The organism is Aquabacterium sp. CECT 9606 (genome assembly GCF_918741295.1).
In the GTDB taxonomy this organism is placed as follows: domain Bacteria; phylum Pseudomonadota; class Gammaproteobacteria; order Burkholderiales; family Burkholderiaceae_C; genus Aquabacterium.
On sequence record NZ_CAKKNB010000002.1, the window covers coordinates 1,067,481 to 1,094,173 of the forward strand.

General features: G+C 61.1%; 30 protein-coding genes and 1 riboswitch. Of the genes, 13 read left to right on the forward strand and 17 right to left on the reverse strand.

What is annotated here, in order from left to right:
• Positions 1 to 16: 16 nt before the first annotated feature.
• A riboswitch (guanidine-I (ykkC/yxkD leader) is annotated at positions 17 to 134 on the reverse strand.
• A 111-nt stretch (positions 135 to 245) separates the two neighbouring features.
• Both LQ232_RS12615 and LQ232_RS23610 read left to right on the forward strand, forming a co-directional pair.
• Complete coding sequence (locus LQ232_RS12615) at positions 246 to 980, forward strand: response regulator transcription factor (protein WP_230180656.1); 735 nt, start codon at positions 246 to 248, stop codon at positions 978 to 980.
• Between the two features lie 217 nt (positions 981 to 1,197).
• The gene (locus LQ232_RS23610) at positions 1,198 to 2,778 is read left to right on the forward strand and encodes a methyl-accepting chemotaxis protein (RefSeq protein WP_305878676.1); all 1,581 of its coding nucleotides are present in this window, start codon (positions 1,198 to 1,200) and stop codon (positions 2,776 to 2,778) included.
• Here LQ232_RS23610 and LQ232_RS12630 read toward each other — a convergent pair.
• Complete coding sequence (locus tag LQ232_RS12630) at positions 2,768 to 4,633, reverse strand: PAS domain-containing protein (protein WP_230180657.1); 1,866 nt, start codon at positions 4,631 to 4,633, stop codon at positions 2,768 to 2,770. The genes LQ232_RS23610 and LQ232_RS12630 overlap by 11 nt on opposite strands.
• A 140-nt stretch (positions 4,634 to 4,773) precedes the next feature.
• On the opposite strand from LQ232_RS12630, the gene LQ232_RS12635 reads away from it, so the two are divergent.
• On the forward strand, positions 4,774 to 5,943 hold the full coding sequence (locus tag LQ232_RS12635) for a D-alanyl-D-alanine carboxypeptidase family protein (RefSeq protein ID WP_230180658.1): 1,170 nt from the start codon (positions 4,774 to 4,776) through the stop codon (positions 5,941 to 5,943).
• A gap of 3 nt (positions 5,944 to 5,946) precedes the next feature.
• On the opposite strand, the gene LQ232_RS12640 is transcribed toward LQ232_RS12635, so the two are convergent.
• On the reverse strand, positions 5,947 to 6,651 hold the full coding sequence (locus tag LQ232_RS12640; RefSeq protein WP_230180659.1) for a glutathione binding-like protein: 705 nt from the start codon (positions 6,649 to 6,651) through the stop codon (positions 5,947 to 5,949).
• 138 nt (positions 6,652 to 6,789) lie between these two features.
• Here LQ232_RS12640 and LQ232_RS12645 point away from each other — a divergent pair, with 138 nt between their 5' ends.
• Positions 6,790 to 7,428, forward strand: a complete 639-nt coding sequence (locus LQ232_RS12645; protein WP_230180660.1) for a YbhB/YbcL family Raf kinase inhibitor-like protein — start codon at positions 6,790 to 6,792, stop codon at positions 7,426 to 7,428.
• Positions 7,429 to 7,457: 29 nt separating this feature from the next.
• Here LQ232_RS12645 and LQ232_RS12650 read toward each other — a convergent pair whose 3' ends face one another.
• Positions 7,458 to 7,688, reverse strand: coding sequence for a hypothetical protein (locus tag LQ232_RS12650; protein ID WP_230180661.1), 231 nt, complete (start codon positions 7,686 to 7,688; stop codon positions 7,458 to 7,460).
• A gap of 100 nt (positions 7,689 to 7,788) precedes the next feature.
• Between LQ232_RS12650 and LQ232_RS12655 the strand changes: the two genes are divergently transcribed.
• Positions 7,789 to 9,474, forward strand: a complete 1,686-nt coding sequence (locus tag LQ232_RS12655; RefSeq protein ID WP_230180662.1) for a cyclic nucleotide-binding domain-containing thioredoxin-disulfide reductase — start codon at positions 7,789 to 7,791, stop codon at positions 9,472 to 9,474.
• Here LQ232_RS12655 and LQ232_RS12660 read toward each other — a convergent pair.
• Genes LQ232_RS12660 through LQ232_RS12670 form a run of 3 tightly spaced genes read right to left on the reverse strand, consistent with a single transcriptional unit; the run spans position 9,471 to position 10,688 of the window.
• A complete protein-coding gene (locus LQ232_RS12660) occupies positions 9,471 to 9,941 on the reverse strand; it encodes a CreA family protein (protein ID WP_230180663.1) in 471 nt (156 codons plus the stop codon). The genes LQ232_RS12655 and LQ232_RS12660 overlap by 4 nt on opposite strands.
• Positions 9,938 to 10,273, reverse strand: coding sequence for a hypothetical protein (locus tag LQ232_RS12665; RefSeq protein ID WP_230180664.1), 336 nt, complete (start codon positions 10,271 to 10,273; stop codon positions 9,938 to 9,940). Before LQ232_RS12665 ends, LQ232_RS12660 begins: the two co-directional genes overlap by 4 nt.
• Positions 10,274 to 10,301: 28 nt before the next feature.
• Complete coding sequence (locus LQ232_RS12670) at positions 10,302 to 10,688, reverse strand: hypothetical protein (RefSeq protein WP_230180665.1); 387 nt, start codon at positions 10,686 to 10,688, stop codon at positions 10,302 to 10,304.
• A gap of 166 nt (positions 10,689 to 10,854) precedes the next feature.
• On the opposite strand from LQ232_RS12670, the gene LQ232_RS12675 reads away from it, so the two are divergent.
• On the forward strand, positions 10,855 to 11,013 hold the full coding sequence (locus tag LQ232_RS12675) for a hypothetical protein (RefSeq protein ID WP_230180666.1): 159 nt from the start codon (positions 10,855 to 10,857) through the stop codon (positions 11,011 to 11,013).
• Position 11,014: 1 nt separating this feature from the next.
• Here the strand turns inward: LQ232_RS12675 and LQ232_RS12680 are convergent, their stop codons facing one another.
• Genes LQ232_RS12680 through LQ232_RS12690 form a run of 3 tightly spaced genes read right to left on the reverse strand, consistent with a single transcriptional unit; the run spans position 11,015 to position 12,549 of the window.
• Entirely contained in the window at positions 11,015 to 11,362 is a 348-nt protein-coding gene (locus LQ232_RS12680; RefSeq protein WP_230180667.1) for a YggL family protein, read from the reverse strand.
• A gap of 60 nt (positions 11,363 to 11,422) precedes the next feature.
• A complete protein-coding gene (xth, locus tag LQ232_RS12685) occupies positions 11,423 to 12,196 on the reverse strand; it encodes an exodeoxyribonuclease III (protein ID WP_230180668.1) in 774 nt (257 codons plus the stop codon).
• A gap of 5 nt (positions 12,197 to 12,201) precedes the next feature.
• Positions 12,202 to 12,549 carry a thioredoxin family protein gene (locus LQ232_RS12690; RefSeq protein ID WP_230180669.1) on the reverse strand — a complete coding sequence of 116 codons (348 nt, stop codon included), beginning with the start codon at positions 12,547 to 12,549 and terminating at the stop codon, positions 12,202 to 12,204.
• Between the two features lie 113 nt (positions 12,550 to 12,662).
• Here LQ232_RS12690 and LQ232_RS12695 point away from each other — a divergent pair, with 113 nt between their 5' ends.
• Positions 12,663 to 13,262 (forward strand): cysteine hydrolase family protein, encoded by a 600-nt coding sequence (locus LQ232_RS12695; protein ID WP_230180670.1) that lies wholly within the window; start codon positions 12,663 to 12,665, stop codon positions 13,260 to 13,262.
• Between the two features lie 18 nt (positions 13,263 to 13,280).
• Here the strand turns inward: LQ232_RS12695 and LQ232_RS12700 are convergent, their stop codons facing one another.
• Positions 13,281 to 15,311, reverse strand: coding sequence for an NAD(+) synthase (locus LQ232_RS12700; protein WP_230180671.1), 2,031 nt, complete (start codon positions 15,309 to 15,311; stop codon positions 13,281 to 13,283).
• A gap of 164 nt (positions 15,312 to 15,475) precedes the next feature.
• On the opposite strand from LQ232_RS12700, the gene LQ232_RS12705 reads away from it, so the two are divergent.
• A complete protein-coding gene (locus LQ232_RS12705) occupies positions 15,476 to 15,997 on the forward strand; it encodes a hypothetical protein (protein WP_230180672.1) in 522 nt (173 codons plus the stop codon).
• A gap of 12 nt (positions 15,998 to 16,009) precedes the next feature.
• Here LQ232_RS12705 and LQ232_RS12710 read toward each other — a convergent pair whose 3' ends face one another.
• Genes LQ232_RS12710 through LQ232_RS12720 form a run of 3 tightly spaced genes read right to left on the reverse strand, consistent with a single transcriptional unit; the run spans position 16,010 to position 19,349 of the window.
• On the reverse strand, positions 16,010 to 17,251 hold the full coding sequence (locus tag LQ232_RS12710; RefSeq protein ID WP_230180673.1) for an NADH:flavin oxidoreductase/NADH oxidase family protein: 1,242 nt from the start codon (positions 17,249 to 17,251) through the stop codon (positions 16,010 to 16,012).
• 4 nt (positions 17,252 to 17,255) lie between these two features.
• Positions 17,256 to 18,323, reverse strand: a complete 1,068-nt coding sequence (locus LQ232_RS12715) for an SMP-30/gluconolactonase/LRE family protein (protein WP_230180674.1) — start codon at positions 18,321 to 18,323, stop codon at positions 17,256 to 17,258.
• A 6-nt stretch (positions 18,324 to 18,329) separates the two neighbouring features.
• Positions 18,330 to 19,349 (reverse strand): phytanoyl-CoA dioxygenase family protein, encoded by a 1,020-nt coding sequence (locus LQ232_RS12720; RefSeq protein ID WP_230180675.1) that lies wholly within the window; start codon positions 19,347 to 19,349, stop codon positions 18,330 to 18,332.
• A 75-nt stretch (positions 19,350 to 19,424) separates the two neighbouring features.
• On the opposite strand from LQ232_RS12720, the gene LQ232_RS12725 reads away from it, so the two are divergent.
• The 3 genes from LQ232_RS12725 (at position 19,425) to LQ232_RS12735 (ending at position 23,489) form a co-directional block, all read left to right on the forward strand.
• Positions 19,425 to 20,150 (forward strand): TetR/AcrR family transcriptional regulator, encoded by a 726-nt coding sequence (locus LQ232_RS12725; protein ID WP_230180676.1) that lies wholly within the window; start codon positions 19,425 to 19,427, stop codon positions 20,148 to 20,150.
• 180 nt (positions 20,151 to 20,330) lie between these two features.
• On the forward strand, positions 20,331 to 22,193 hold the full coding sequence (locus tag LQ232_RS12730) for a methyl-accepting chemotaxis protein (RefSeq protein ID WP_230180677.1): 1,863 nt from the start codon (positions 20,331 to 20,333) through the stop codon (positions 22,191 to 22,193).
• Positions 22,194 to 22,217: 24 nt separating this feature from the next.
• Entirely contained in the window at positions 22,218 to 23,489 is a 1,272-nt protein-coding gene (locus LQ232_RS12735; protein ID WP_230180678.1) for an EAL domain-containing protein, read from the forward strand.
• Between the two features lie 62 nt (positions 23,490 to 23,551).
• Here LQ232_RS12735 and LQ232_RS12740 read toward each other — a convergent pair whose 3' ends face one another.
• A complete protein-coding gene (locus LQ232_RS12740; RefSeq protein WP_371820220.1) occupies positions 23,552 to 23,725 on the reverse strand; it encodes a hypothetical protein in 174 nt (57 codons plus the stop codon).
• A 246-nt stretch (positions 23,726 to 23,971) separates the two neighbouring features.
• Here LQ232_RS12740 and LQ232_RS12745 point away from each other — a divergent pair, with 246 nt between their 5' ends.
• Positions 23,972 to 24,388 (forward strand): BLUF domain-containing protein, encoded by a 417-nt coding sequence (locus LQ232_RS12745; RefSeq protein WP_230180680.1) that lies wholly within the window; start codon positions 23,972 to 23,974, stop codon positions 24,386 to 24,388.
• Positions 24,389 to 24,447: 59 nt separating this feature from the next.
• Complete coding sequence (locus tag LQ232_RS12750) at positions 24,448 to 24,627, forward strand: CsbD family protein (RefSeq protein ID WP_230180681.1); 180 nt, start codon at positions 24,448 to 24,450, stop codon at positions 24,625 to 24,627.
• 307 nt (positions 24,628 to 24,934) lie between these two features.
• Here the strand turns inward: LQ232_RS12750 and LQ232_RS12755 are convergent, their stop codons facing one another.
• Genes LQ232_RS12755 through LQ232_RS12765 form a run of 3 tightly spaced genes read right to left on the reverse strand, consistent with a single transcriptional unit; the run spans position 24,935 to position 26,287 of the window.
• On the reverse strand, positions 24,935 to 25,492 hold the full coding sequence (locus LQ232_RS12755) for a hypothetical protein (protein WP_230180682.1): 558 nt from the start codon (positions 25,490 to 25,492) through the stop codon (positions 24,935 to 24,937).
• Positions 25,458 to 25,892: a helix-turn-helix transcriptional regulator gene (locus tag LQ232_RS12760; RefSeq protein WP_230180683.1), complete on the reverse strand. Its 435-nt coding sequence runs from the start codon at positions 25,890 to 25,892 to the stop codon at positions 25,458 to 25,460. Before LQ232_RS12760 ends, LQ232_RS12755 begins: the two co-directional genes overlap by 35 nt.
• Complete coding sequence (locus LQ232_RS12765) at positions 25,889 to 26,287, reverse strand: type II toxin-antitoxin system RelE/ParE family toxin (RefSeq protein ID WP_230180684.1); 399 nt, start codon at positions 26,285 to 26,287, stop codon at positions 25,889 to 25,891. Before LQ232_RS12765 ends, LQ232_RS12760 begins: the two co-directional genes overlap by 4 nt.
• Positions 26,288 to 26,693: the final 406 nt, after the last annotated feature.

Below are 26,693 nucleotides of genomic sequence, written 5' to 3' on the forward strand. Positions count from 1 at the left end.
TCAGCAATCGAAGCGAATCTCCCGGGCTTTTGTCCCGCCGTGGAGCCTGCGTTGGTGAATGTGCCAACTCAGGCCGATGGCTCTTGGACCAGACATTTGATTTGCACCAAACCGGAACCCTAGCCACCCTTTCGAGTCAACGACTGACGACATCGTTTCTCTGTGTGAGTGTTCATGCAATCTTGATGCCAGCGCATTCGCACCGGTTTGGGTGCCGCCTGCCGCACCTGTGGCCTTCATCATTTATGCTGGAACTTGTCATTCAACAAATCAGCTTTTTACCCAGCTCTCCTATGCTCCCGAGAACACTTGCCTTGATCGACGACGACACGGAGTACTCCGAGTTTTTATCGCAGTACCTGGAAGGTTTGGGGATCAAGGTGGACGTGTTCTCCGACAGCAACCAGTGGCTGGTGCATACCTCCCCATACGATTACGATTTCTACGTTGTGGACTTGATGCTGCCCGGCATCGCAGGTGAGGACTTGCTCAAAGTGCTCCGTTTGCGATCACAGGCGGGGGTGGTGGTGGTGTCGGGTCGATTGGCCCCTGATGTTTTCGACATCGTGATCAGTGCGGGGGCAGACATGTACTTGGTCAAACCCGTGAAGTTTGAACAAGTGGCGCTGGCCATCAAGGCGGTTCAGCGTCGTGGCGGTGTCTCTGTCATGGCGGGTCAACCTTGGCAGTTGGACCGGCGACTCAAGCAACTGGTCGCACCCGATGGGGCCAGGGTGGATCTCAGCGAAGCTGACCTGGCGGTGATGGAGTGCTTCGTGAATGCCAACGGAGAACCAGTCAACCGTGAAATCCTTCGTCAACGACTGGGTTGGACGCAGGAGGCTGACGCAGTCGATGGTTTGAATGCCACCATTTACCGATTGCGCCGACGCATCGAAAAGGCCACGCCAATGACCGTGCCCCTCCATTCGAAGTCAAGAGTCGGCTACCTGTTCAAGGCATCGCTTCAAGCGGTCTGAACAGCGGCCGCCCCGTTGGCGGCCATCGCAATGCTCCCCGGCATGTCCTGAAATGGTGGCTTTTTTGCACCCATCAAACCGGACATGCGCGAATAAATGCCCGTAAATTCATTAAATCGTATTAAAAAAATCATAAATGATTATTTGATTCGATAAATGATGGGCATGCGAACTAGCCGTTGGTTCGGTGCGATGAACAACCTGAATGAAAGCAGTTATGAATTTCAGCAATATGACGGTTCGTGCCAAGCTGAGCTGGGCGTTTGGGGGACTGGCCGCGCTGGTGCTATTGGTCACCATCTTGTCCTTGAAGGGACTCAGTGATGCTGATCATCGCTTCACGCACTATGTGAATGGCGTCAGTGCGCGGGCCAATACAGCCGCGAACTTGGCTGGGGCCATTGACCGACGCGCCATCGCCGCCAGAAACCTGGTCTTGGTCACCAAGTCCTCCGACCTTGATGCGGAGAAAATCCGGGTAAACAAGGCGCATGAGGACGCTCAGCGCGCCTTGGCTCAGTTGAACAAGATGGCCGAGATGCCAGATGTTTCTGATAAGGCTCGCAGCCTTATTTCAGAAATCAGCCGGATCGAGGGTGCCTACGGCCCCGTCGCCCTGGCCATTGTCGATCTGGCTCTCCATGGAAAAAAAGAAGATGCCATTGTCAAGATGAACGATGAATGCCGCCCTTTGCTGGCGGCATTGGTGAAGGCATCCAGTGACTACCAAGAGTACACAGAGGGCCGCGCCGCCGAGATGACGGCCTTGGCCGCGCAGGAGTACGCCACCCAACGTCACATCTTGATGGTCGCTTGCGCCGTCGCTTTCATCTCAGCCTCCTTGGCTGGCGTCGTTATCGGGCGCAGCATTACCCGAGCCTTGGGGGCGGAACCCGCCGAGTTGGGTGCCGCCGCCCAACAAGTGGCCTCGGGCGACTTGTTCGAAATCAATGGCGCTGCAAATGCTCCGGCTGGCAGCGTGTTCGTTTGCCTGGCTGCCATGCAAGGGCGCTTGTCCGAGGTGGTCAGTCAGGTGCGGCAGGCCTCCGACTCCATCGCAACGGGTGCTGCCGAAATTGCGACGGGCAATGCCGATTTGAGTCAGCGAACTGAAGAGCAAGCCAGCAATCTCCAGCAGACCGCGGCATCCATGGAACAACTGACCGCGACCGTGAAGACCAATGCGGAGACCGCCCGTCAGGCCACTGAACTGGCCGGTGCAGCCAGCGCCGCGGCGGTTCAGGGTGGACTGGTGGTCGGGAGGGTGGTCGACACGATGAACGACATCTCCGCGTCCAGCAAAAAGGTCGTGGACATCATTGGCGTGATCGATGGCATTGCCTTCCAGACCAACATCCTGGCCCTGAATGCGGCTGTCGAAGCGGCTCGGGCCGGAGAGCAAGGCCGAGGTTTCGCCGTGGTGGCCAGCGAAGTCCGAAGTCTGGCGCAGCGTTCAGCGGCTGCAGCCAAGGAAATCAAAGGCTTGATCACCGACAGCGTCGAGAAGGTGGTTGCCGGCAGCGATTTGGTGGGTGAGGCCGGCCAATCCATGAGCGAAATCGTGGAGCAGGTCAAACGCGTGAATGAACTGATTGGTGAGATGAGTGCGGCCACGCACGAGCAGTCCCAGGGCATCAACCAGGTCAGCGACGCAGTGGGGCAGCTTGACCAGGTCACGCAGCAAAATGCCGCCTTGGTGGAAGAAAGTGCTGCCGCCGCAGACAGTCTGAGCCAGCAGGCGAGTCGATTGGTCGACACCATGAGCATGTTCAAGCTCAATGAGTTGCTCATTGCTTGATCACAAGGCGCATGGTGACCCCTGTTTGGGTGTTGCGGGCCAGTTCGACATGGCCGCCATGCAGTTCCATGACCCTGCGAACAATGTACAGGCCCAGTCCCAAGCCTTGTGAGGTGCTTGAAGCGCCCCGTTGAAAAAGGAAGGGAGCCAGGTCGGGGTTGATGCCCTTGCCTGCGTCAACCACCTCGATCACCAGTGCCGGCGGTTCGTCGAGGTCCTCCACGCGGATCACCACCTCGAATTCCGGCGGACTGTGCCGCAAGGCGTTGGACAGCAGGTTGCGCAAGGCCAGCCGCATCAAGCTCATGTCCATCGAGGCCGTTCGGGTGCTGGTGTGCCGCTCGATGCGGACCCGCGTGTGCTGATCCGCGGACATGTCGGCGATGGCGACGGCCAGCACCACATCAATGTCGGTGTCCATGAGTTGAATGGGTTCGGGGCGTGCCAGCAAAGAGGCCACAGCGAGGGTGTTGTCGATGCTCGCCAGCACTTTGCCCATCACGTTTTGAGCGCGTTTCAAGCCCTTTGAGGCGAGTTCCTCACCCATCTCGGAGAGAGCCTGTGCCGCACTTTGCAGGGCGGCAGAGGCATTGTTGAGGGGTTGCCTGACTTCGTGGGCCAGTACATCCAGCATCTCACCGCGCTCCTGCAGCAGCTTGTCCAGTTCCTTCGCATGACTTTCGCTTTGGGCGCGCAAGGCCTGCTCGCGTTGTAGATCAAGGCTTTGCTGGCGGTGATTGGTGATGTCTTGAAACGCGCCGGTCAGCCGCACGGGCACGCCATCGTCGAACTCGACTTCACCGAATGTCCGCACCCATAGATGACGGCCTTTGGCGGTGATGAATGGCAACTCAAGGTCCCAGGGCTCGCCAAGCTCAATGCATCGATGCACAACCCGCTCCACCAATGGGCGCACCTCGGGCGCATAAAAGTTGATGCCGTCATTCACATTGGGTCGGTAGGCAGGCTCCACCTCGTGGATCTTTCGGGTTTGCTCTGACCAAGTCACTTCATGGTTGAGCAAATTGACCTCCCATCCGCCAACGCTGGCCAGGTGTCCGGTCCTTTCCAGAAAGGCTTCGCTGGCACGCAGGCGTTGCTCCGACAAACGCTGTTCGGTGACATCCTCGATCGCACCCACAAAGCCCGTGGTCAGCCCGGTGTCGTTTTGAATGCTTTGTGCCTGGGATCGGACCAGGCGCAAGGCCCCATCGGGCCTCAAGATGCGAAATTCGATGTCGAGTGCGCTACCGGTTTGCACCAAGGCCTGCCAAGCCTGCATCGTTCGATCGCGATCTTGCGGGTGCAATGCGTCAAGCCATCGATCGCCCAGGCAGTCAATGGACTTCAAGCCATGGATTTCCTGCCAGCGGACGTTGACGTAAGTCAATGAACCAGCGGCATTGGCGTGGTACACGCCCAGTGGCAACGATTCGGCCAAGGCACGAAATCTCCTTTCGCTGTATTGAAGAGCAGTCTGCACCTCTTTGAGGCGAGTGATCTCGGTGACTTGCACCATGAAGCCCATCACTTCACCGTCAACTTCGTCCGGCACATAATTGGCCAAGCTGTGGCGGTGGACGCCATCGGGGCCAGGTACCACGCGCTCGAACGTTTGCTCTTCACCGCGCAGCGCGCCCTCGATGTAGGGCTGGTTCAGCAAAAACAACTGGGGGCCCAGTAAATCGCGGATCGATGTGCCCAATAAGGCTTTGGGGTCCACGCCAAACCACCGGGAGTAAGCCTGATTGGCAAAGCGGCAACGCAGGTCACGGTCCCAGTAGGCCAGCATGGATGGGAGCTTGTCCACCAGGCGGCTCATGTAGTGAGTTGAGTTGCTGAGCTGCTTGACCATCTTCGAACTTCCATGGGCGAGGGGCGGATTGATTATGCGTTGAGCCATGTGAGCGCACGTAGCTCATCTTCGGGTAGGCTGACGGGTTTCGCGCTGCCGCGCCTGGCGCCAGCTTCGGTAGATTGACAACAAGGATTCCCATGAACATCGGCTCAGCCAAGCCCCATTGGCAGAAGGCACTCGCGGTTCTCACCGCCTGCTTCTCTGTTTCCGCCTCCGCCGCGATCGCCATCGCGCCCGCGCCCACTCTGGACAACACCGCTTACGTGGTGATGGATTTCGAGTCCGGCCGCATCCTCTCGCAGGTCAATGCCGAGCAGCCTTTGCCGCCCGCCTCGCTCACCAAGATGATGACCAGCTACATCGTCGAACAAGCCTTGAAGGCCGGCCGCCTCAAACCCACCGACATGGTCAGCGTCAGCGAGAACGCCTGGTGCCGCGGCACCAGCGCCGAATCGTGCATGTACCTGCCGGTGCATGGCTCCGCCTCGGTCATGGACATCTTGCGCGGCATCATCGTGCAATCGGGCAACGACGCCTCCAAGGCCATCGCCGAACACATGGCCGGCAGCGAAGCGTCGTTCGCCGTGCTGATGAACAAGGAGGCCGAGCGCCTGGGCATGAAGAACACCCACTTCGTCAATGCCACCGGCCTGCCTGATCCCGCGCACCGTGCCTCGGCGCACGATCTGGCCATCCTGGCCCGCGCCATCATCCGAGACAGCTCCGACTATTACAAGATCTACGCCGAGAAGGAGTTCAAGTACAACGGCATCAAGCAGGGCAACCGCAATGCGCTGCTGTACACCGACTCGTCCGTCGATGGCCTGAAGACCGGCCACACGGCCGAGGCGGGTTTTTGCCTGACGGCGTCCAGCAAGCGCGGCGACATGCGCCTGATCTCGGTGATCATGGGCACCAAGAGCATGCAGGCCCGAGCCGACCAGACCCGGGCCCTGTTCAACTGGGGCTTCGGCTCGTTCGAAGACGTGCGCCCGCTGGCCGCGAACACCCCGTTGGCAACGCCCAAGGTGCGCTTCGGCAAGGCCGAGGTCGTCAAGGTGGGCCTGACGGAACCGATGGTCGCGACCATCCCGCGCGGCCAGGCTGCCAACGTCAAGTCGGACATCCAGCTGAACCCCGGCATCACCGCGCCCATCGCCAAGGGTGCCGTGCTGGGCAAGGTCGTGATCTCGCTGGATGGCCAGGGCTATGGCGAGCAGGCCCTCGTGGCGCTGGAGCCGGTGGAAGAAGCGGGCTTCTTCTCCAAACTCTGGCAGCGCATCAAAGAGTTCTTCAGCAGCAAATGATGCTCAGCGCTTCACCGTCGCGGCGTTTTGCCCGAACAGGTGCTTGCGCGATTCATCGTCCACCGTGGGTTTGCTGCCAGGGTTGACCTCCTGGGCGCGGGCGTAGGCCCGTGCGGTGGCGGGCCGGGCCTTAATGGCCTCGAACCAACGCTTGACGTTGGGGAAGTCGTTCAGGTTCTGGCCCTGCCGCTCGTGCGGCACGATCCAGGGGTAGCTGGCCATGTCGGCGATCGAATACTCGCCCGCCAGGAACTCGCGGTCGGCCAAACGCTTGTCCATCACGGCGTACAGGCGCGCCGTTTCCTTCACATAACGCTCGATGGCGTAGGGCAGTTTCTCGGGCGCGTACTGGCTGAAGTGGTGGTTCTGGCCGGCCATCGGCCCCAGCCCGCCCATCTGCCAGAACAGCCATTGCAGCGTGTCATTGCGGCCACGCAAGTCGGGCGCGATGAACTGGCCGGTCTTGTCCGCCAGGTACAGCAGGATGGCCCCCGACTCGAACAATGGCAGCGGCTCACCACCATCCTGGGGGGCATGGTCCACGATGACGGGGATGCGGTTGTTGGGCGCGATGCGCAAGAAGTCAGGCGCGAACTGCTCACCCTTGCCGATGTGGATGGGCTTGATCTGGTAGGGCACTTGCGCCTCTTCCAGAAACAGGGTGATCTTGTGGCCGTTGGGCGTGGTCCAGTAGTACAGGTCGATCATGTCGATGGTCTCGTTGGCGGTGGTCCAGTGTGCCCCGGCCCGGGATCACCCAGCTTGGCTGGGGGTACTCGCAGGCGCGCGGATTGCTGTGCTGAGCATGGGCAATCTCGCCCGGCTTGAAACCGAGGGGCCCGCCCGATGCTTGAAAAACTACCCGACGTGATTGGCCATGTGCTGCACGACCAGCGAGCAGGGCTGGACAAGCTGGCGTTCAACAAGGTCGGCTTGCGCTCGGGCATGGCGGCCATCACGGTGTCGAGCCTGGCGTTTCAAGATCACGCGCCCTTGCCCGTTTTGTACACGGCCGATGGGGCTGGCACTTCTCCGTCGCTGCAGTGGACGGGGCTGCCCGCTCAGGCCCAATCGGCCGTGTTGATGGTAGAGGACGCCGACGCGCCCACGCCCCAGCCCCTGGTGCATGCCATCGTGGTCGGTTTGCCTCCAGGCGATGGCGCCCTGAGAGAGGGCGCGCTGGACGAGCAAGAGGGGCGCGGGCCGGAATGGTCGTGCGGGCTCAACTCCTTCCTGCAGGCGCACTGGCTGCCGCCTGATCCGCCGCCTGGTCATGGGGTGCACCGCTACGCTTTCCAGCTGTTCGCCTTGTCGACAATGCCTGCGTGGTCGGCCAAACCTGGGCGGGAAGAAGTGCTGGAAGTCTTGCAAGCCCACGCTTTGGCCAGCGGCTGTTTGATCGGCACCTATGAGCGCCCGGATGGTTCGCAGAAGATCGAACAAGCCGAGCTGTCTTCGGTGACCGCTGGCCCCTTGTCCGCTTGAGCGCGGAGAGGCAGGGGCCGTGGCTTGATTCAGCGCAGCAGGCGGTCAATCACCAGCCCCGCGGCCAGGGCGATCAGCACGCTCCTCAGCGGACGCTGTTGCACGTGGAGGCGGGCGGATGCCAGCCATGCATCTTGTGTTTCGCCCAAAGCTTCTGCTTTGGCCGCAGCCCGGTCAACCGCATGGTGGGCTGCCTGCGCCAGTCGATCAACGGCCTCATTCGCCCTGAGTTGGACGGTGGCTGGGATGGTGTGCGTCATGGTGAAGTCTCCTGGTTGAAAGAGATGCCCTGCCAGGGCAAATGGCATGCCGATGCACGTCACAATCGTCCCATTGCGCATGCATCAACGGAGAATTGCCATGTCATCCGACACGCCCACCGACCTCGTCGCTTCGCGTCGCCACCAGATGTTTCCGGTGCTCAACGCGGCGGAGATCGAACGTCTGGGCCGCTTTGGCACGGTGCGCCGCTACTCGGCTGGCGAGCGTCTGTTCACCGCGGGAGAGTCGGGGCCAGGCATGTTCGTGGTGCTCGATGGCGTGGTGGCCATCACGCAGCGCAATGGCTTGGGGCAGGTGGTGCCCATTGCAAAGCAAGACCGCGGCCATTTCCTGGCCGAGGTGGGGCAGCTGTCGGGCCGTCCGGCCTTGGTGGATGGGCAGGCAGAGAGCGACGTTGAGGCCCTGCTGATCGAACCCGCGGCCCTGCGCGCTTTGTTGATCGCCGAGGCCGACCTGGGCGAGCGCATCACGCGGGCTTTGATCCTGCGCCGCGTGGCGCTCATCGAATCGGGGGCCAGTGGGGCGGTGCTGATTGCGCGCTCCGACGCACCCACGCTGGCCCGCCTGCAAAACTTTCTGCGGCGCAATGGCCAGCCTTACCACCACCTGGATCCGAACACCGACCACGATGCTCAGGTCTGGACCGAGCAATACCAGATCGGCCCCTTCGAGGTGCTGGCCGTGTGCCCCACGGGCGCCGTGCTGCGCAACCCCGCCGATCTGGAGTTGGCCCGCTGCCTGGGCATGGTGGACACGGTCGATCACACCGACCTGTACGACGTGGCCATCGTGGGCGCTGGGCCTGCCGGTCTGGCCACGGCGGTGTATGCCGCCTCGGAAGGGCTGCGCGTGATGGTGATGGATTGCAGGGCGCATGGTGGCCAGGCCGGTGCTTCGGCCCGCATCGAGAACTACCTGGGCTTCCCCACAGGCATTTCCGGGCAGGCATTGGCGGGCCGGGCTTTCGTGCAGGCGCAAAAGTTTGGCGTGGAGATGCTGATACCGGCGCAGGTGGTGTCGCTGGATTGCAGCCGGCGTGAAGCCGAGGGTGAACTGGGCGTGCTGCTGGCCGATGGGCGGCGCATCCGTGCGCGCTCGGTGGTCATGGCGACGGGCGCGCGTTACCGCCGGCTGGACGTCGACAACCTGGCCGCGTTTGAAGGCCGCGGGGTCTGGTACTGGGCCTCGCCCATCGAAGCACGCATTTGCCGGGATCAGCAGGTGGCTTTGGTGGGCGGTGGCAACTCTGCAGGCCAGGCCGCTGTATTCCTGGCCGCGCACGCCGCCAAGGTCATCATGCTGGTGCGTGGCGAAGGGCTGTCGGCCACGATGTCCAAGTACCTGATCGAGCGCATCGAGGCCACGCCCAACATCGAGCTGAAAACGCACCGGGCCGTGACGGCCTTGCACGGTGATGCCGAGGCTGGCCTGCAAAACATTACCTTGCAGCATCGCCAAACCGGCGAGCTTGAGAACCACGAGATCCGGCACCTGTTCCTTTTCGTGGGCGCCGATCCAGAAACCGAGTGCATGACCAGTTGCCACGCGGCGCTCGATCCGGCGGGCTTCGTGCTCACGGGCGACCAGGTGCGGTCGGCCAGCTGCAAAGCCCTGCGGCCCGGCGCCAGCCTGGAGTCGAGCATCCCGGGGGTGTTCGCGGTGGGCGACGTTCGGTCAGGCTCGGTCAAGCGTGTGGGCGGCGCCATTGGCGAAGGCGCGGCGGTGGTGCCGCTGCTCCACGCCTTCCTGGCGGGCCTCGGTTAGTTCTTGACGGGAATGGGCCGTGCCCGGTCCACCGCGACGGCCGTGACGCTGTTCTGCGGCGAGCCTTCAATGACGCGGTCTGAATAAGTCAGGTAGACCAAAGTGTTGCGCTTGAGATCGACCATGCGCACGATGCGCAGCTTCTTGAACACCAGCGAGATGCGTTCGCTGAAGACTTCTTCTTGAACGGGCAGCGGCCCACTGATGGTGATGGGGCCCACCTGGCGGCAGGCGATCGAGGCTTCCGATTTGTCTTCGGCCAGGCCCAGCGCGCCCTTGATGCCGCCCACCTTGGCCCGCGACACGTAGCAGGTCACGCCGGCCACCTTGGGGTCATCGTGCGCATCGACCACGATCTTGTGATCAGGCCCGATGAACTTGAACACGGTGTCCACTTCGCCAATTGATTCGGCATGGGCCAGGGCCGAGGCGGCCAGCAGCGCCAAAGCCAGGATTCGTTTTTTCATGGGGTCCCTTGAGCAACGGGTGGGCAACGGTAGGTTTTGGCCACCACGGTGGTACTGGTGTAGCCAGCATCGGGGCGGTCCCAGACCACGTGAGTGGCCCCCTGCACATCGGCCCGGCGCAGCAGTTCCTGGCGGATGTCATCGGCGCCCTTCAGCGCAAAAAAGCCTGACAGGCCAGAGCTGCCGCTGATGTCGCCCAGGTACTGACAGCGCGCCATGGCGCCGGTTTCACTGGCGACCACCGATCCGGCATAACGCGGGCTGGACATGGTGCCGCAAGCGGCCAGACCGCCGGTGGCGGCCAGAAGGAGGATGAGGCGAAGGTGTGTCATGCATCCACTGTAGCCGTTTCAGGCTTGTTCAGCCGTGGGCCAAGAGCAAGCCCACGCTGACCATGCCCGTGACCGCGCCCACCAGCGCCAGGCCGGCCAGCCATTTCACCTTCAGCCGGTTGGCCTCGATGCCCTGGATGAGCTGGGTGTTCTGCTCGGCCAGGGCCTTGATCAATTCAGACGAGGCCACGAGCTGCTCGTGCAACTGGGCGGCGTTGGCTTCCAGGGCCGTTACACGGGCGTCCAGCATGGAGGATGACGATGCCGTGGGCGCTTGCGAGGCCGTGGGGGCGTCGACCGGTTTTTTGGACACGGTGCTCCACAGCTTCTTGGCCCCTTCGGCCACCTTGGGCGCATTGATGATCACGTCCGACCACGGGACGGCTTGCAAGACCGAGAGCCAACCAATCGCCATGGGGACGTCCTTTTTTCGTGAAACTGCCAAAGCGTGTGGAGCACATTCTGGCTCCACGGGATTTTGTCCTACAAGCGATGCCTGGGGCGTCTGACGGCCTGATTTGCACTGCAGGCAGATGATGCGATCATCAACCGGTCACACCCTCGCGCAGGAGATTGACGCCATGAAACCCCTCGGACTTTATGTCTTCGTCATCTCCTTGGCTTCTTTGGCGGCCGCGGTTCAACCATCTGAACAGCCCGCCGAAGCCCATGCCGCATTGGCCATCTCGGGGCCGGCATTTGCCAGCCCGCAGCAGATCGCCAACGACGACGCGAAGTGAATCAGCCTTTGAGCTTGGTGCGTTGCTGAGCTTCTGGGGTGGAGTACCACATGTCCACCAGGCCGGAGGCCGACAAGGCCAGCACTTCTGGACGGGCAGCCAGCCACGCCAGCACCGCTGAGCGGTCTTCTTCCGTCACGCTTTGACGGCCCAGCTTGTCGATGGCGCCGCCGGTGGCCCAGCCCCCAAAACTCAGGTTGCGCGGCGCGATGGCTTCAGCCAGGAATGAATCGACCAAGGCCTCGTCGTTCGCGTCTTTGCCCAGTTCTGCTTCAAAAAGGAACCCCAGTTGCTGGAATTCGGCGACACGCAGTTTTTTACGCTGGCGGCGGTTTCTGGTCTTGGACATGCATTCTTTCTGTTGTGAGGTGATGGCGGTATTTTGGGGGCTGCGTCAGCCCTGCGCGCCTCAAGTCGACAGTTCTATCCAAACCGGTGCGTGGTCGCTGGCCTTTTCGCGCCCCCTGACTTCCTTGTAGACGCCGGCGCCCTTCAAGCGCCCCGTCAGCGAGGGGCTGACCAACAGGTGGTCGATGCGCAGGCCGGCATCCCGATCCCAACTGCGGCGCAAGTAATCCCAGAACGTGTAGATGCGCTCGTTGGGATGAAAGGCGCGCAAGGCATCGATCCAGCCTTGGTCGACCAGCTCGCGGTAAGCCTCGCGCACCTCGGGTCGGAACAGGGCATCGTCCAGCCAGCGCTCAGGCTTGTACACGTCCAGCTCGGTGGGCATCACGTTGTAGTCGCCAGCCAGCACCACCGGTAAACCGGTGTCCAGCAATTGCCGGGCGTGCGCCAACAGGCGCCCGAGCCAACGCAACTTGAAATCGAACTTGGGGCCGGGCGCAGGGTTGCCGTTGGGCAGGTACAGGCAAGCCACCAAGATGCCGTTCACTGCGGCCTCCAGGTAGCGGCTTTGTGAATCATCGGGGTCGCCGGGCAGGCCGCGCCGGTGCTCGGCCGGTTCCACGCCCCGTGCCAGGATGGCCACGCCATTCCAGCTTTTTTGCCCCTGCCAGATGGCGCCATAGCCAGCGGCCTCGATCGCGGCCAATGGAAATTTCTCTTGAGGCGCTTTCAACTCTTGCAAGCACACCACGTCAGGCTGGCGTTCGGCCAGCCACTGCAGCAAGGCGGGCAGGCGGGCGTTGATGCCGTTGACGTTGAAGGTGACGATCTGCATCGGCGTCAGAAAGAGGTCTGCTCGGCCTTGGGCTCGATTTGCGCCAGCGCGTCTTCAACCGCCTTGGGGTCGCTGGGGCGCACCAGCCGGGCCACCTCTTGTCCATTCAGCAGGAAGATCAGGGTGGGCCACAGCTTCACGCGGAAGGAGCGCCCCAAGGCCCGCCCCGGACCATCCTCGACCTTGAGGTGCGGCACGCCAGGGTGTCTGACCAAAGCCGCGGCAATGGTGGGCTGGGCTGCGCGGCAGAAACCACACCATGCCACGCCAAACTCCAGCACCACGGGGCCTTGCGAGGCGTCAAGCTGGGCTCGGGTGGGTGCGTCTTGCGTGTAATCCTGGGCGAGGGTCATCGTGCGTCTCCGGTGGTGGCCAGCGGCCGGGTTGTGGTGTGCAGCGGCAAACAACGTGCCGGGCGGTATGCCATTTGCTGGCACGGTGGGGTTTCCGTCATTTTTACCAAACCATGCCCACCGACGAACGCAGTGCCCCATTGGCCGAAGAGCATGCCGCGGGCGGCACCGCCTTGCTCATCATCGACATGTTGAGCGATTGGCAGTTTCCCAGAGGCGATCAGTTGTTGGCCCAGGCCGCAGGCATTGCCGCGCCAATCGAAGCGCTGAGCGCGCGTTGCCGGCAGGCGGGCGTGCCCGTGGTCTACATCAACGACAACCGGGGGCGCTGGCGCTCGGACTTCCGCGGCGTGGCGCAACACGCGAGCGAGCAGGCGGGGCAGGGCGGGCACATCGCGCAGCGGCTGTTTCCGCATGAAGAAGACTACTGTGTTCTCAAGCCCAAGCATTCGGGCTTTTACGCCACGCCGCTCGAGTTGCTGCTGCGGCATCTGCGCGTGGGCCAGCTCATCCTCACCGGGGTATCGACCGAACATTGCGTGACCATGACGGGCACCGACGCGCGCATGCGCGATTTCAAAGTCTGGTGCCCCGAGGATGCTGTGGCGTCGCGCGACCCTGCCATGCGCGACCGCACGTTGGCCCAATTGCGCGACACCTTGAGCGTGTGCACCCAGGCTTCCGGCACGCTGCGGCTGCCCCACCTCGATTGACTGTGCGCCGGCCGGTGCTCAAGCCGCGTCCTGGTCGGGCACCTTGCTGTCCAGCTCGGCCAGCCAGGTGGTGGCGCGCGCGTCGCTCGGGGCCCGCCAATCGCCTCGGGGCGACAGAGAGCCCCCCGAGCCCACCTTGGGCGAATTGGGCACGCACGATCGCTTGAACTGGTTGGTGAAGAAGCGCTGCAAAAACACGCGCAGGTGCTTCTTGATGTCGGCCAGGGTGTACTTGTCATGGCCCAGCCAGGCGCTGTAGGCCAGGAAGGCCACCTTGGACGGTGGAAAGCCGTAGCGCACCATCTGGAACAGGTGAAAATCTTGCAGCTCGTAAGGGCCGATGACGCTTTCGGTGCTTTGGCCTGGTTGGTCTTGATCACCTTGCCCTGGCACCAGCTCCGGGCTGATCTCGGTGTCCACGATGGCGTGCAGCACCTCACTGCCCTGTTCGCCAACCTGCCTGGTGTCGGCCACCCAGCGCACCAAGTGCTTGATCAGCGTCTTGGGCACGCTGGCGTTCACGTTGTAGTGCGACATGTGGTCGCCCACGCCATAGGTGCACCAGCCCAGCGCGAGTTCGCTCAGATCGCCGGTGCCCACCACGATGCCCTGGTGCAGATTGGCCAGCCGGAACAGGTGGCTGGTGCGCTCCCCGGCCTGCACGTTCTCAAAGGTCACGTCATACACCGGGGCCTCGGGCGCGTGCGCGTGGCCAATGTCCTTGAGCATTTGCTGGCAGCTGGGGCGGATGTCGATCTGCAGCACGCTGCAGCCCACCGCCTCCATCAGCCGCAAGGCTTGGTCGAGCGTGCGGGTGCTGGTGGCAAAGCCGGGCATGGTCACTCCCAGGATGTCGGAGCGCGGGCGCCCCAGCAGGTCCAGCGCCTTGGCGCAAACCAACAGCGCGTGCGTGGAATCCAGCCCGCCCGACACCCCGATCACCAGCTTGCCGTGGCCCGCCACCGACAAGCGCTGCACCAGCGCCTGTACCTGGATGCTGTACACCTCATGGCAGCGTTCATCGCGCCGGCGCGGGTCAGAAGGCACGTAGGGAAAGCGTTCAATGTGACGCTGCAAGGGCCGTGGCCCTGACGAGGCGAGGTGCAAACCGAAGGTCACAGTTCTGAAGCGCGACAAAGGCTCGCGGTGCAGCTCGGCCGATTGACCGAAGCTGGTCTGGCGCATGCGTTCATGCGAGAGCTTCTCCAGGTCCACGTCGGCCGTGATCAGGTGCGAATCGCTCGAGAAACGTTCGGACTCGGCCAACAGTTCGCCGTTCTCGCAGATCAGGGACTGGCCGTCCCAGGCCAGGTCGGTGGACGACTCGCCTGCGCCGGCCGACGAGTACAGGTAGGCGGCCAGACAGCGGGCCGACTGCGAGCTCACCAGCCGGTGGCGGTAGTCGGCTTTGCCCACCGTGATGTTCGAGGCCGACAGGTTGAGCAACACCGTGGCGCCGGCCAAGGCGGCGTAAGACGAGGGTGGGATCGGCACCCACACGTCCTCGCAGATCTCGACGTGGAAAACCAGTCTGGGCAGGTCCTCGCACTGGAACAGCAAGTGGCTGCCAAAAGGCACGGTCTGGCCGCCCACCTTCACCTCAGTGGGCAGGGCCGTCGAGGCCGGGTTGAACTGGCGGGCCTCGTAGAACTCGGCATAGTTGGGCAGGTAGGTCTTGGGCACCAGGCCCAACAAGCGCCCGCGTTGGACCACTGCCGCGCAGTTGAACAACCTTTGGTCCACCCGCCAAGGCAAGCCCACCACGGCCACCAGGTCCAGCGCCTTGGAGGCTTCGACCAGGTCCAGAAGGGCCGCTTCGCAGGCGTCCAGCAAGGCATGTTGGTGGAAGAGGTCGTCGCAGGTGTAGCCCGACAAACCCAGTTCAGGAAACACCATCAGCGCGGTGCCGGCCTGGGCGGCCTGGGCCATCAACCGGGCGGTCTGGGCGCCATTCCAGGCTGGGTCGGCCACACGGATGGCGGGCACGCCCACGGCCACGCGGGCAAACCCATGGTTGTACAGGTCGAAGAAATTGTCGGATTGATCCATGTTGCGGGCCTTGGTCGGCGTCCTGGTGGACTGGGGCAATTGGCGCGCCAATTTTTTGGCAAACCAATGCCAATGATGGCATCAATGCATGGGTGCCATGGGCACGTGGCTTGCCGAAAGGTGGTGAAGCCGTGGCATGTCGCTGCGGTCACAAGGAGACCATCATGGCCATCACCTATGACAAGGAACATGTGCATTCGAAGGACCCCATCACCAAGGCGCCTGATTTCCACCCCGTTGGCACAGGCGTAGGCGCCGCTGCCGGGGGTGTTGCCGCAGGGGCCGCCATTGGCACCGTGGCGGGCCCCGTGGGGACGCTGGTAGGCGCGGCCGCTGGCGCTGTGGCGGGTGGCCTGGCGGGCAAGGCGGTGGCCCACCGCATTGATTCAGACGAAGAGGATGCCTACTGGCAATCCAACTACAGCAGCCGCTCTTACATCAACCCCGGCACCACTTACGACGACTACCGCCCCGCTTACCTGTACGGTGTGCGCTCTTACAACGACTACCCAGGCCGTCCGTTCGATGAAGTGGACAGCGAGTTGGGACAAAAGTGGGACAGCGCTCGCGGCAACTCCAAGCTGTCCTGGGAACACGCCAAGCACGCGGTGCGCGACTCGTGGAACCGCCTGAGCGATCGCGTAGAACGTGCCATGCCCGGTGACTCTGACCGGGATGGGCGATAGGCAACCTTCTTGTCAGGTCGTGTGCTGAGATGCGATCCAACGGCGGTATTGCCGCGTGAGCAGGTGGGTGTGGATTTGTCCGCCAACGAAGCTGCACAGTGGCGAGGCGTGAGGGCGGGGCGGCTTGTCCTCGCTGACCAGGTCAAGCTGGAGCTTGGTCAGGCTCATCGTGGCTGCCGCCGACAGCGTCTTGTTCTTCCACCTCACGGCGGGTAAGCTGGCCTGGGCGTCCAGGCCCTGGCGCCAACGCTCAGGCAAGCCGGGATCGAGTGCCAGCGCCGTGGCCATCCCGGCCATGGCAATGCCGCTGGAAATCACTTGCTCGGCCACTGCCCGGCGACGGATGCCGCCCGTGATCATCAGCGGCATGCTGGCGGTCTTGGCAATGTGCTGGGCAAACTCCAGGAAGTAGGCCTCGCGCTTCAAGGTACTGCCGTCGCGCGTCTGGCCCTGCATGGCCGGCGCCTCGTAACTGCCACCCGACAGCTCCACCAAATCAACCCCCAAGTGATTGAGCAGGCCAACGACTTGGCCGGCATCTTCTGCGTCAAAACCGCCCCGCTGAAAATCTGCGGAGTTGAGCTTCACCCCGACGCAAAAGCCAGGCTCGACGGCTGCCCGCACCTGATTGACGACCTCGACCAGCAAGCGTGCCCGGTTGGGCAAGGATCCGCCCCATTCGTCGGTCCGCTTGTTGGTGATTGGTGAGAGAAACTGACTGAGCAGGTAACCATGCGCGGCGTGGATCTCCACCCCCGTGAAGCCGGCTTGCTGGGCCAGTTTGGCAGAGCGCACAAAGCGCTGGATCACGTCCTGGATCTCGGCCACCGTCATGGCCCTGGGCTTCGCGAACATCTTTGAGAAGCCGGGGATGTCCACGGCGACGGCGGAAGGCCCGATGGCCTGTTGCCCCATGGCGGCATACACCTGGCGACCCGGGTGGTTGAGCTGCACCCACACCTGCGTGTCAGCGCCTTTGGCACCATTGGCCCACCGGACAAACTTGTCGATCTGAGAGTCGTCTTGCAAGACAACGCCCCCAGGGCCCGTCATGGCCTTGGCATCGATCATCACATTGCCCGTGATGATGAGACCTGCCCCACCTTTGTTCCAGGCCTCGTACAAGCGCCACAGCTTGGTGCCAGGCGCGTGGTTGTGGTCGGCCATGTTCTCTTCCATGGCCGCTTTGGCCAAGCGGTTGCGAATGATGGCGCCATTGGGCAGCTTCAGGGGTTGAAACAGCGGTGAAGTCATCAGATCAATCCTTGGTGTTTTGCCATGCCATACGGCCCATGGCGGGGTACTCGATGCTGCCAAAGTAAAGCCAGTTGCCAAGCTCGCGCACGCTGGTGATGGGGGCATAAGCACCATCACTGGCATCCTGCAGATCAACCATGACCTTGCCAGCCAGGTCCAGCTTGAGCACCCGGCCGTGTTTGGCGGCTTGGGGGCGCAAGCTTTCTGGAATGCGGTGGAACACCTTGAGCACGGCCGGGTAGGGCAAGGCCGCATCCAGCATCGGGTCACGGGGCGCAAACAGCGCCAGCCAGAACCCGTCTCGCCCGTTGTAGCTGATGTTGTCGGGAAAGCCCGGCAGGTTGTCGATGAAGACTTCACTGGTGCCGGCTTTCGGGCCCTTCAGCCAGTACCGCATCACACGGTACTGGAGTGTCTCGGCCACCAGCACGAAGGCGTCATCCGGGCCCACAGCCACACCATTGGCCACGTGAAGCCCATCCATCAAGGTGCGCACGTTCTGAGTGCGCGGGTCGTAGCTCAGCAGTCGGCCGTGGTTTCCGTGCTCAAAGACATCGGCCATCATCTTGTTGATGCCGAACTTCGACGACGCATCGCTGAAATAAACCATGCCGTCGGAGGCCTGATCCACATCGTCGGTGAGCTTGAAAGGCACACCACCGGACTGGGTGGCGAGCACCTCCACCTGGCCGGCTTTCACGCGCAAGAGGCCCTTGACCGCATCGGCCACAAGAACGCTGCTGCCATCGGCCTCGGCATGGGTGCCCCAGGGGCGCCCGCCTGTGTTGCCCAACAGCTCGGGGCTGCTGCCGTCTGGCGCGAAGCGCATGACGCGGCCATCTTTGTAGCCCGCGTAGATGCGCCCCTGTTTGTCGAAAGAAACGCCCTCCGGGCCCACGCCCACGTTCAAGGCCAGCCGCTCGATGCCCTTGAGTGCGGTGTTGGTGGTGCCGCTGTCGGCCAACTTGGGTGGGGTCCACCCCGTGGGCTCGATCTCGACAGGCCAGAGTGAGAGGTAGGCGATCAAGGCAATGCTGCCCAGGATCAATCCTGATTTGATGGGTTTCATGCGTGCTCAGCTTTGCTTGGATGAACTGCTCTCGGAGTGGGCTTCGGCTTTGATGGTATTGGGGTCGCCCCAGGTCTGCTTGGCCTGGGACTCCTTGTGGCCACTGAGCTCCAACTTGACTGCAGAGACAACGTTGTTCAAGGCCGAGCCCAGCAGTTTGTGGGACTGGGCGTTTTCGGGCTGCGTGCGCGCCGCACGTTCTTGTGGATCGTGGTTGGGCAAGATGCGTGGAAACGCGGCACCTCGCAAGGGCCCACCCGCCACCGAGTCGTGCTTGAAATGGATCGGCATGCGCTTGGACGAAGGTGCAAATTGCACATCGTCACCCGTCCACCGCAGGGCCAACGCACGGCGGCGCCTGACACGAGAGCTGTTGCCGAAAGAGCCATGCAAAGTCAGTGGGTGGAACATCAGGATGTCGCCAGGCTCCATGTCCCAATGCAGCAGGTCGTATTTATCGGGATTGGCGTTGATGTCGGGGATGTCGTCCATCTTGGTGTCGATGATGGCGGCCACGTAGTCTGGCGAAATGGCCTTGAAGCGTTGCGGCCACTTGTGCGAACCCCTCACATACAGCAAGCCGCTGTTGTCCTTGTTGACCGGATCCAGCGGGATCCAGAACGAACAGATCTGCTCACCCCGGATGGGCCAGAAGCTCAAATCCTGGTGCCACGGCGTGGGTGCATCGGTGCCCGGCTCCTTGATGAACATCTGGTCGTAGAAGAAACGCACTTCCTGCGACTTCATCAAGGACTGGGCCCACCGGGCAAATGGCCCGTAATACACCAGGTCGCGCAGCACATCGATGCGCTTCCACAAGAAGATGTCCATCTTGTAGCCCTCGACCTTGCGCGACATGAACTTGCCCACCAGGGACTGGTCGTTCCGTGCCTCTTCCAGGCCCTCTTCGACCATGGCCAGCCAGTTCGGATCAACCGCGCCTTTGACCATGATCACGCCATCTTCCTCGTAGCGTTGAATCTCTTCTGCCGTCAGTGTTCGCACCGGATGTGCTGGATAGCCCATGATTTTCCTTAAAAAATGACCAATGAATCAATTATGATTAATTTATCAGTTGTGAGCAAGATTATGATTAACCCCATGACATCGTCCAAGCCCTCCGCTGAGCCACAAGAGACTGAACGGGCGCCGCGCGGGGCCCGACGCAAGCGCGACACCCGGGCACGCCTGCTCAAAGCCGCCTTGCAGTTGATGGCCCACAAGGGCGTTGACGGCGTGGCCATCAACGAGATCACCGAGGAAGCCGATGTGGGGTTCGGCACCTTCTACAACCACTTTCCGTCGAAAGAGGCGATCTACGAAGCCTTGATTGAAGAGGTCGTGGATCAATTTGCCGCAGCGCTAGACCGCCTGGGCGAGCTGGTGCCGGACCCGGCCGAGAAGGTGGCGGCCTCGGTGCGCTACACCTTGCAGCGGGGGCGGCAGGACCCCATCTGGGGGCGGTTCGTGGTGCGCACCGGCTTTGCTTCAGAGGGCATCAGCCATGGCTTGGGCAAGTACCTGCTCAGGGATTTGGGCACGGGGCTGGCCATGAAGCGGTTCAAATCCGACGACCTGCCCATGACCTTCCTGGCCGTGGGCAGCACGGTGCTGGGCGCTTTGGCGGCCGAGGTGGAAATTCAAGGCCCCACGCACGAACGACGAGAAACGCTGGCCCTGCTGCTGCAGGAGTCCGGTCAGATTTCGGAGCGCATCGCGGTGGTTTTGTTGACCATGTTGGGGCTGGATCCGGCAGAAGCCAGAGAGATCGCGAACCGGCCTTTGCCCACTGTCAGCTTGCCTGCCAACCCCTTGGCGGATGTGTGAGAGTGGTCCATGGGGTTTCTGTACGACGCCAGCTAAACAAAAACTGCTCAACGGCTCAAGTACTTTCAAAGCGGTGCCGAAAACTGTCCTTTCTGCAGTACTAGGCGCGCATCCGCAATGTCCCGAATCCTTGATAACCTGCCTTTTCGCAGAAAGTTCTTGCTCATCGCGATCGTGGCAATGACGATGGTTGCCGCTCCCATGACCTTGGTGCTCAAAGCGGCGGTGGGCAACATGAACGCCGCCCAGGCTGAGCAAAAAGGGGTGGCGCCCGCCCGCACGATCTTGAACCTCATCCGCTTGACCCAGGAGCATCGGGGCTTGTCCTCGGCGGTGCTCAATGGCGACGCCAGCAAATCGGGCCTTCGCCAAGAGCGCCAAGGCGCCATTGACGTGGCTTTTGACAAAGTGGTGGCCTCCTTGCTTGCACTGAACTCGCCGCAAATGACGGGGCAGGTGCACGAGCTTCGTGCCAAATGGACCTCGCTGGCCAATGATGTCGGCACCGGGGCGCTCGCGGCGCCTGCCAGTCTTGCACGCCACACGCAACTGGTGGATGAGCAAATGCTGCTGCTGGAAGACCTCACCTTTGTGTCTGGCCTGGAGCTGGATCCCGATGCCGACAGCTATCACCTGATCATGGCCTCCACCCGTGACCTGCCGCGCCTGACTGAACGCCTGGGCCGAGCTCGGGCCAAAGGCGTTACGATCCTGGCGGCGGGCCCGGCCGAGCAGCCGGCGGAGCGCCAGGAGTTGCTCAAGGCATTGGGCGAGATTGCCCTCTATGCGCGTGATACCGATCGCGGCTTGGGCCGCGTCAAGACCAGCGAAACAGCCCTGGGTGACACGGTGACCCAATCCATGGACGGCGCCTCCAAAGCCTTGGCCGCGGCCAAGCAGTGGATCGAGAAGGTAGGCCAAGCTGTGCCGGGTGAGATCACCACGGGAGCCTATTTCCAAGGCATGACGCAGGCCATCAATGCCCACTACGATCTGACCGAAGCTGCCTGGAATCGCCTGGACGAGTTGCTGCTTCAACGCATTCACGCGGGCCAGAGAGACTTGGCCATCACCACATTGGCTGTCTTGGCCTCCATGGCCTTTGCGGTCTGGATCATGTTGTCGATTTCTCGATCCACATCGCGGACGCTGGCGGATGCCATGAAGGTGGCCAACGGCCTGGCCAATGGCGACCTGACAAACAGATTGCAGGTGGATGCTCAGGACGAGGTAGGACAGATGGTCAACGCCTTGAGCAAATCCATGGGGCATCTGGGGATCACCCTGTCAAGCATCCGCGATGCCAGTGAATCGGTGGCATCGGCTTCAACGCAAATCGAGCAGGGCAACCACGATCTGAGCGCACGCACCGAAGCGCAAGCCTCTTCGCTTCAACAAACCGCTGCTTCGATGGAGGAGATGGCCGCATCAGTCCGCAGCAATGCCAACACGGCGGCCCAGGCCAACCAGCTGGCGTCAGAAGCGTCCAGCATCGCGGCGCACAGCAGCGAGGTGTTCAGCGAAGTGGTGGCCAAAATGGGCGCCATCAAAGAGTCGAGTAAAAAGATCGCCGACATCAATGCGGTGATCGATGGCATCGCCTTCCAGACCAACATCCTGGCCTTGAACGCGGCAGTGGAAGCGGCGCGTGCCGGTGAGCAAGGGCGTGGCTTTGCCGTGGTGGCCAGCGAAGTGCGCAGCCTGGCGCAACGCAGCGCCCAGGCGGCCCGCGAGATCAAGAGCTTGATCGCCAGCAGCGTGGAAACCGTGGACCAAGGGCACGGCTTGGCCGGCACCATGGCGGAGTCCATTGACCGCTTGGTGGGACAAGTGCAAAAAGTCAGCGGTTTGATGACCGAGATTGCGTCATCCAGCGAACAGCAAAGCCAGGGCATCGCGCAAGTCAACCAGGCGGTCAGCCAGCTTGACCAGTCGACTCAGGCCAACGCGGCGCTGGTTGAAGAATCAACCGCTGCATCGGGCAGCCTGCGCCAACAAGCACTGTTGCTGCAGCAATCGGTGGCGTCATTCAAATTAGCGTGATCCAAGCAAGAAGGGCAGCAAGCCATGTTGACCAAGACCAGCCGTTTAGCCAATCTGCTGTCGAACCTTGATCAGAAAGATGGGCGCACGATTGGCCGGCTCGGGGACTCGATCACCTTGTCCAGCCACTTCCAGCCCATCTACAGCTTGTCGCATGCGCGCGTGGTAGGCCATGAGGCGCTTCTGCGCGCTCGCCACGTTGATGGGCACGTCATCCCGCCCCCTGAGGTGTTCAAAGCTTGCCGGGATCTGTCCGAACTGAGTTGGTGTGACAGCCTCAGTCGTGTTGTGCACCTGTCCAACTATGTGGCCGACTTGCCGTCTGCGCAATGGCTGTTTTTGAACGTGCACCCAGACACTTCTCAAGCCTTGTTTGGCCGCGAGAATCCAACCTATGTTCAAGAGGTGCTCGACCACTTCCAGATCACTGGCGGCAAGGTGGTGATCGAGGTTCTTGAAAGTGCGGTGTTGGATGTCGAGGAGCTGAAGTCTTCAACCGAAGTGCTTCGGGCGCATGGCTGCCTCATTGCCATTGACGACTTTGGCGCGGGCCATTCCAATTTTGACCGCGTCTGGAATTTGAAACCCGACATCGTCAAGCTTGACCGCAGCCTGGTAGAACGCGCCGCACTTGATCCGCGCTCAAGACGGATCGTGATCCAGATGGTCTCTTTGCTGCATGAGTGCGGCGCCATGGTGCTGATGGAGGGGGTGGAAACGCTTGATGAGGCCCTGCTGGCCATGGAGGCTGACGCCGACATGGTGCAGGGCTATTACTTTGGGCGCCCCCAGCTCGCGATGATGCCGGATGGCCATGCGCCCGAATCGCTGACCAGCCTTTACACCGGCTTGAGCCAACGTCGCAAGGACGAGGCGAAGGCTCAGCGGCTGCAGCTGTCGCCCTACCTCAATGCGATTGGCAACACTGGCGTGTTGTTGAGCGCAGGAAGGCCCATTGAAGAAGCCTGCCGCGGATTCATGGAGCTCGCCTCGACCGAGCTTTGCTATGTGCTGAACTCCGAGGGTTATCAGATCAGCCGTCCCCTCTGGGCACAGGACCGCAACGGGGGCGGGCACCTGGCCTATGAGCCCATGAGCGACACCGAAGGCGGTTGCTGGGCAAGGCGCCCCTATTTTCGCCGTGCTGTTGAGGCGCCTGGGAAGGTACAGGTCACCGCGCCCTACCGAACGCTGCATGGCAAACACACTTGCGTGACGGTGTCTTATGCTTTTTATCATCAGCAGGGCGCAGAGCGTGAGCTGCGTGTTGTGTGCGGCGATCTGATCTGGGGCTGATGAATCCAGGCATTTGCCCTTCAAACTTGCCCCTGCGGACACCGAAAGACATTCCCATGGCGTCAGCGACGCTTGCGCTTTGGCTTGGCCGGCAAGGTAAGCGCGCTGGCCCACAGGTCGATCATCTGCTTGGTGCCCTCAGTCACCATTGCATTGGCCTGGCGTTTCGACTCAGCCGCGACACGGCCACGCGCTGAGCCGATGGCCGCGTTGGCACCGCTAAGCCACATGCTCATAAAGGGGTTCTTCTTGGTCCAGGGGTTCTTCATGGCAGTGCTCCGGAGACAGGTCGGGGGTGGCCTGATAAGCAGCGGGGCAATCAGCGCGCCGGGCTAGTGAGCGGAGGAAGCCCACACCAGATGCGGTAGAAATTGGCAAATAGCCGGCGTCTCTGGCTATAAGCGCCATCGACTCAAACTGTTGTGTTGCTTCCAGCGTGTCGGTAACCTCTGTGCATCAGATAGACCATTGGGCTTGCAGTCATGGGCAACTTACGTCGCATTTTTTATATCAGTCGCGCTGACGCTTCGCTCGATGGCGCCACAGTGAAAGACATCGTGCTCAGGTCTCAGCGGTCAAACCGGCAGTTGGATGTCACTGGTGTCCTTGCGCACTCGGGACAGCATTTTGCACAGGTGCTGGAAGGTACTGCGGAAAATTTGGCCGGCTTGACCAACAAGATCAGGCTGGACAAGCGTCACGGCCAAGTCACCGTGCTTTTTGACGAGCCCATTTCCAAACGGGACTATGCCGATTGGTCAATGGGGTTTTTGTACGATGCCAGCTTGACTGAAGAGATAGAAAAGGCGTTGAGCGACTCGACGCATCAACCGCAAGATCGCGACGGCACGTTAGCGCACAAGATCTTTCTTCACGTCAGCGACTTGGCCAGGCCCTGAGCATCTTTCGGGCGCGCTGTTTGCCAAATGGTGTGGACATTAACCATTAGGAGCATTGCATGAACAAGGACCAAGTGAAGGGCGCCGCCAAGGACGCCGCAGGCAAGGTGCAAGCGAAGGCTGGCGATCTGGTGGGCAGCCATAAGCAGGAAGCCAAGGGCCTGGCCAAACAAGCCGAAGGCAAGACCCAGAAGGCTGTTGGCGATGCCAAGGAAGCCATCAAGGACGCTCATAAGTAAGTCTGGCCGCAGACGTTACCTGGGCCCGCTTCGGCGGGCTTTCCCTTTTGAGTCGCGCCAAGTGCCATAGATGTCCTTGAGGCTGGTGTCGATTTACCCGGACCATTCAAGATTACTACGGACGAAAAAAGCCCTAAGTGTTTGATTTCTTAGGGCTTTCTGGATGCTTCCGGACGTTACCGGACGCTTTATTGGGCCGGGGTCACACGAAACATTGGCTGCAACCCGCATGGATGCTGGGTTTGGACTGTTCGTGTTTTTGAGTTACCCCCAAAGTTACCCCTTGGATGCGTATCTAGGCGCGGATCTACTTACCTAAGGCCTTTGCGGTCTTCGCACTTTTTCTAACGACCTTCTTAGCCGGTACTAGTTCTTTCGTGCTCGGAGGGCCTCCCACGATTAGATCCATAGAAACAATGGGAACTTGAAAAGTCCCCCACGGCCCCCTTGAGGTGCTGAACGCAACCTGTTCCCGTATAGCTCCCAGAAGTGCTGCGGCTGCTGCAAATTTTCGTAAGTACTCAGCCATTGGATGAGTCACTTCTGGCGACTCAAGCACGAAAACCGCAAAGACTTCTACGTCGATTTCGTATGCCACACCGGAGGTGGGATCCTTGTCAGCAGGTTTGGACTTAATCCGCATCCCAGCTGTTGCCTCTGCTCCATCTTTTTGAATTTCGAATCGAAAGTCAAGCTCGGCGTCCTCAAGGAAAGGGGCGAAGGTGTTGATTGGGTCGCCATCAGGCACCAGAGCCTTGATTTGGATGCGAGGAAAGAAGAGGTCTTTCAACCGCAGTGGGGCTGGCCTTACTTTCCGAGCTATTACAGGCTCATGCTGCTTGACCGAAGGCACACTCTTGCTCATCGTACGATCCATGATTTACGGGTTCCAGGGTACTCATCATTTTTTGGAACTCGATTGCGCAACCTCGAGACCGTCCAGGATGTGCGCTTTCGACTCTCTCATGAACGTCAAACCAACGGACACTTGCTCCATTGCCTGCGAGGTGAAGGTGGGCCTTGCATCCAATTGCATGGGACAGCTTAGCAATCGTTTCTGTAGACAGGTTTGAGGATCCACGAAATACCTTGGTGATGTAGGCGGGTGAGACACCCGCCCTTCTTGCGAGTTCCGAATTCGAGATCCCCTGACTCTTCATCGCTGCATTGAGTTCTGCAAGGAAGTCAACGCACAGACGCTCGGCTTGATAGCTCGATGTCTCGCGAGATTTAGCTAACAGGGCATTAAAACTTTTGATGCTCATGACAGTTCCTCCAACCATTCCGCGCCGTCTCTGTCGTACCGCTTCTTCCATGAAATGGCTTTGCTTACTTCTGATAGTGGTGTTTTCTGCGACTTCTTCAAGAACAAGTGAGTACAAACAACCACTTTCCCACTTGATGCTTGAAAAAAGAGCAGCCTCAAGTCACCTGCAACGAACTCATAGATCTTCTCCGCCTTGTCTACCAGATGGAACTGGGCTGAGTTCAAGCAGCTGATTCCATCTGTCGAGATCCGCTCCAAGTAAGCAGTCAACCGATGTCCGCTAGCCTCGTAACGAGACTCTATGTCGGACAACTGCTCCAGCAAAAGGCATTCCTGACCCCCATCGTTTTTTTCTTTAACGACAGCGCCCACTTGAATACGTCCACTGAACATCTGTAGAACCTTCAATTTTAACCTATAGGTTAAATCTTGCTGCAGCAGATGTCTACAGAAAGGGAGAAGAGAAGGTGGTCTATCCCCCAATTTTGTGGCAGACCCCCTTCATCTAGGGGGCTGTTTGCTCTGAACGACATCGGTGTTCCCTGTTGCTTATTAGGTAGTCAGTCGATTATTGCGCAATCCTCTGGGGCGTCGCATCGGGGGCTTCTATAAGTTCAGTCAGCGGCTACGCCTTCGATTCAGCTTGGCCGACGTTTGTCAGCCAGCTGGTCCTGAACCGCCCCGGGTTTTGAGGAGGCTCTAACTCTTGAGAAGATAGAGCCATGAGCAAGTCGAACAAGTTTTCCCCCGAGGTACGCGAACGCGCCGTTCGTCTGGTGCAGGAGCATCGAGGCGAATA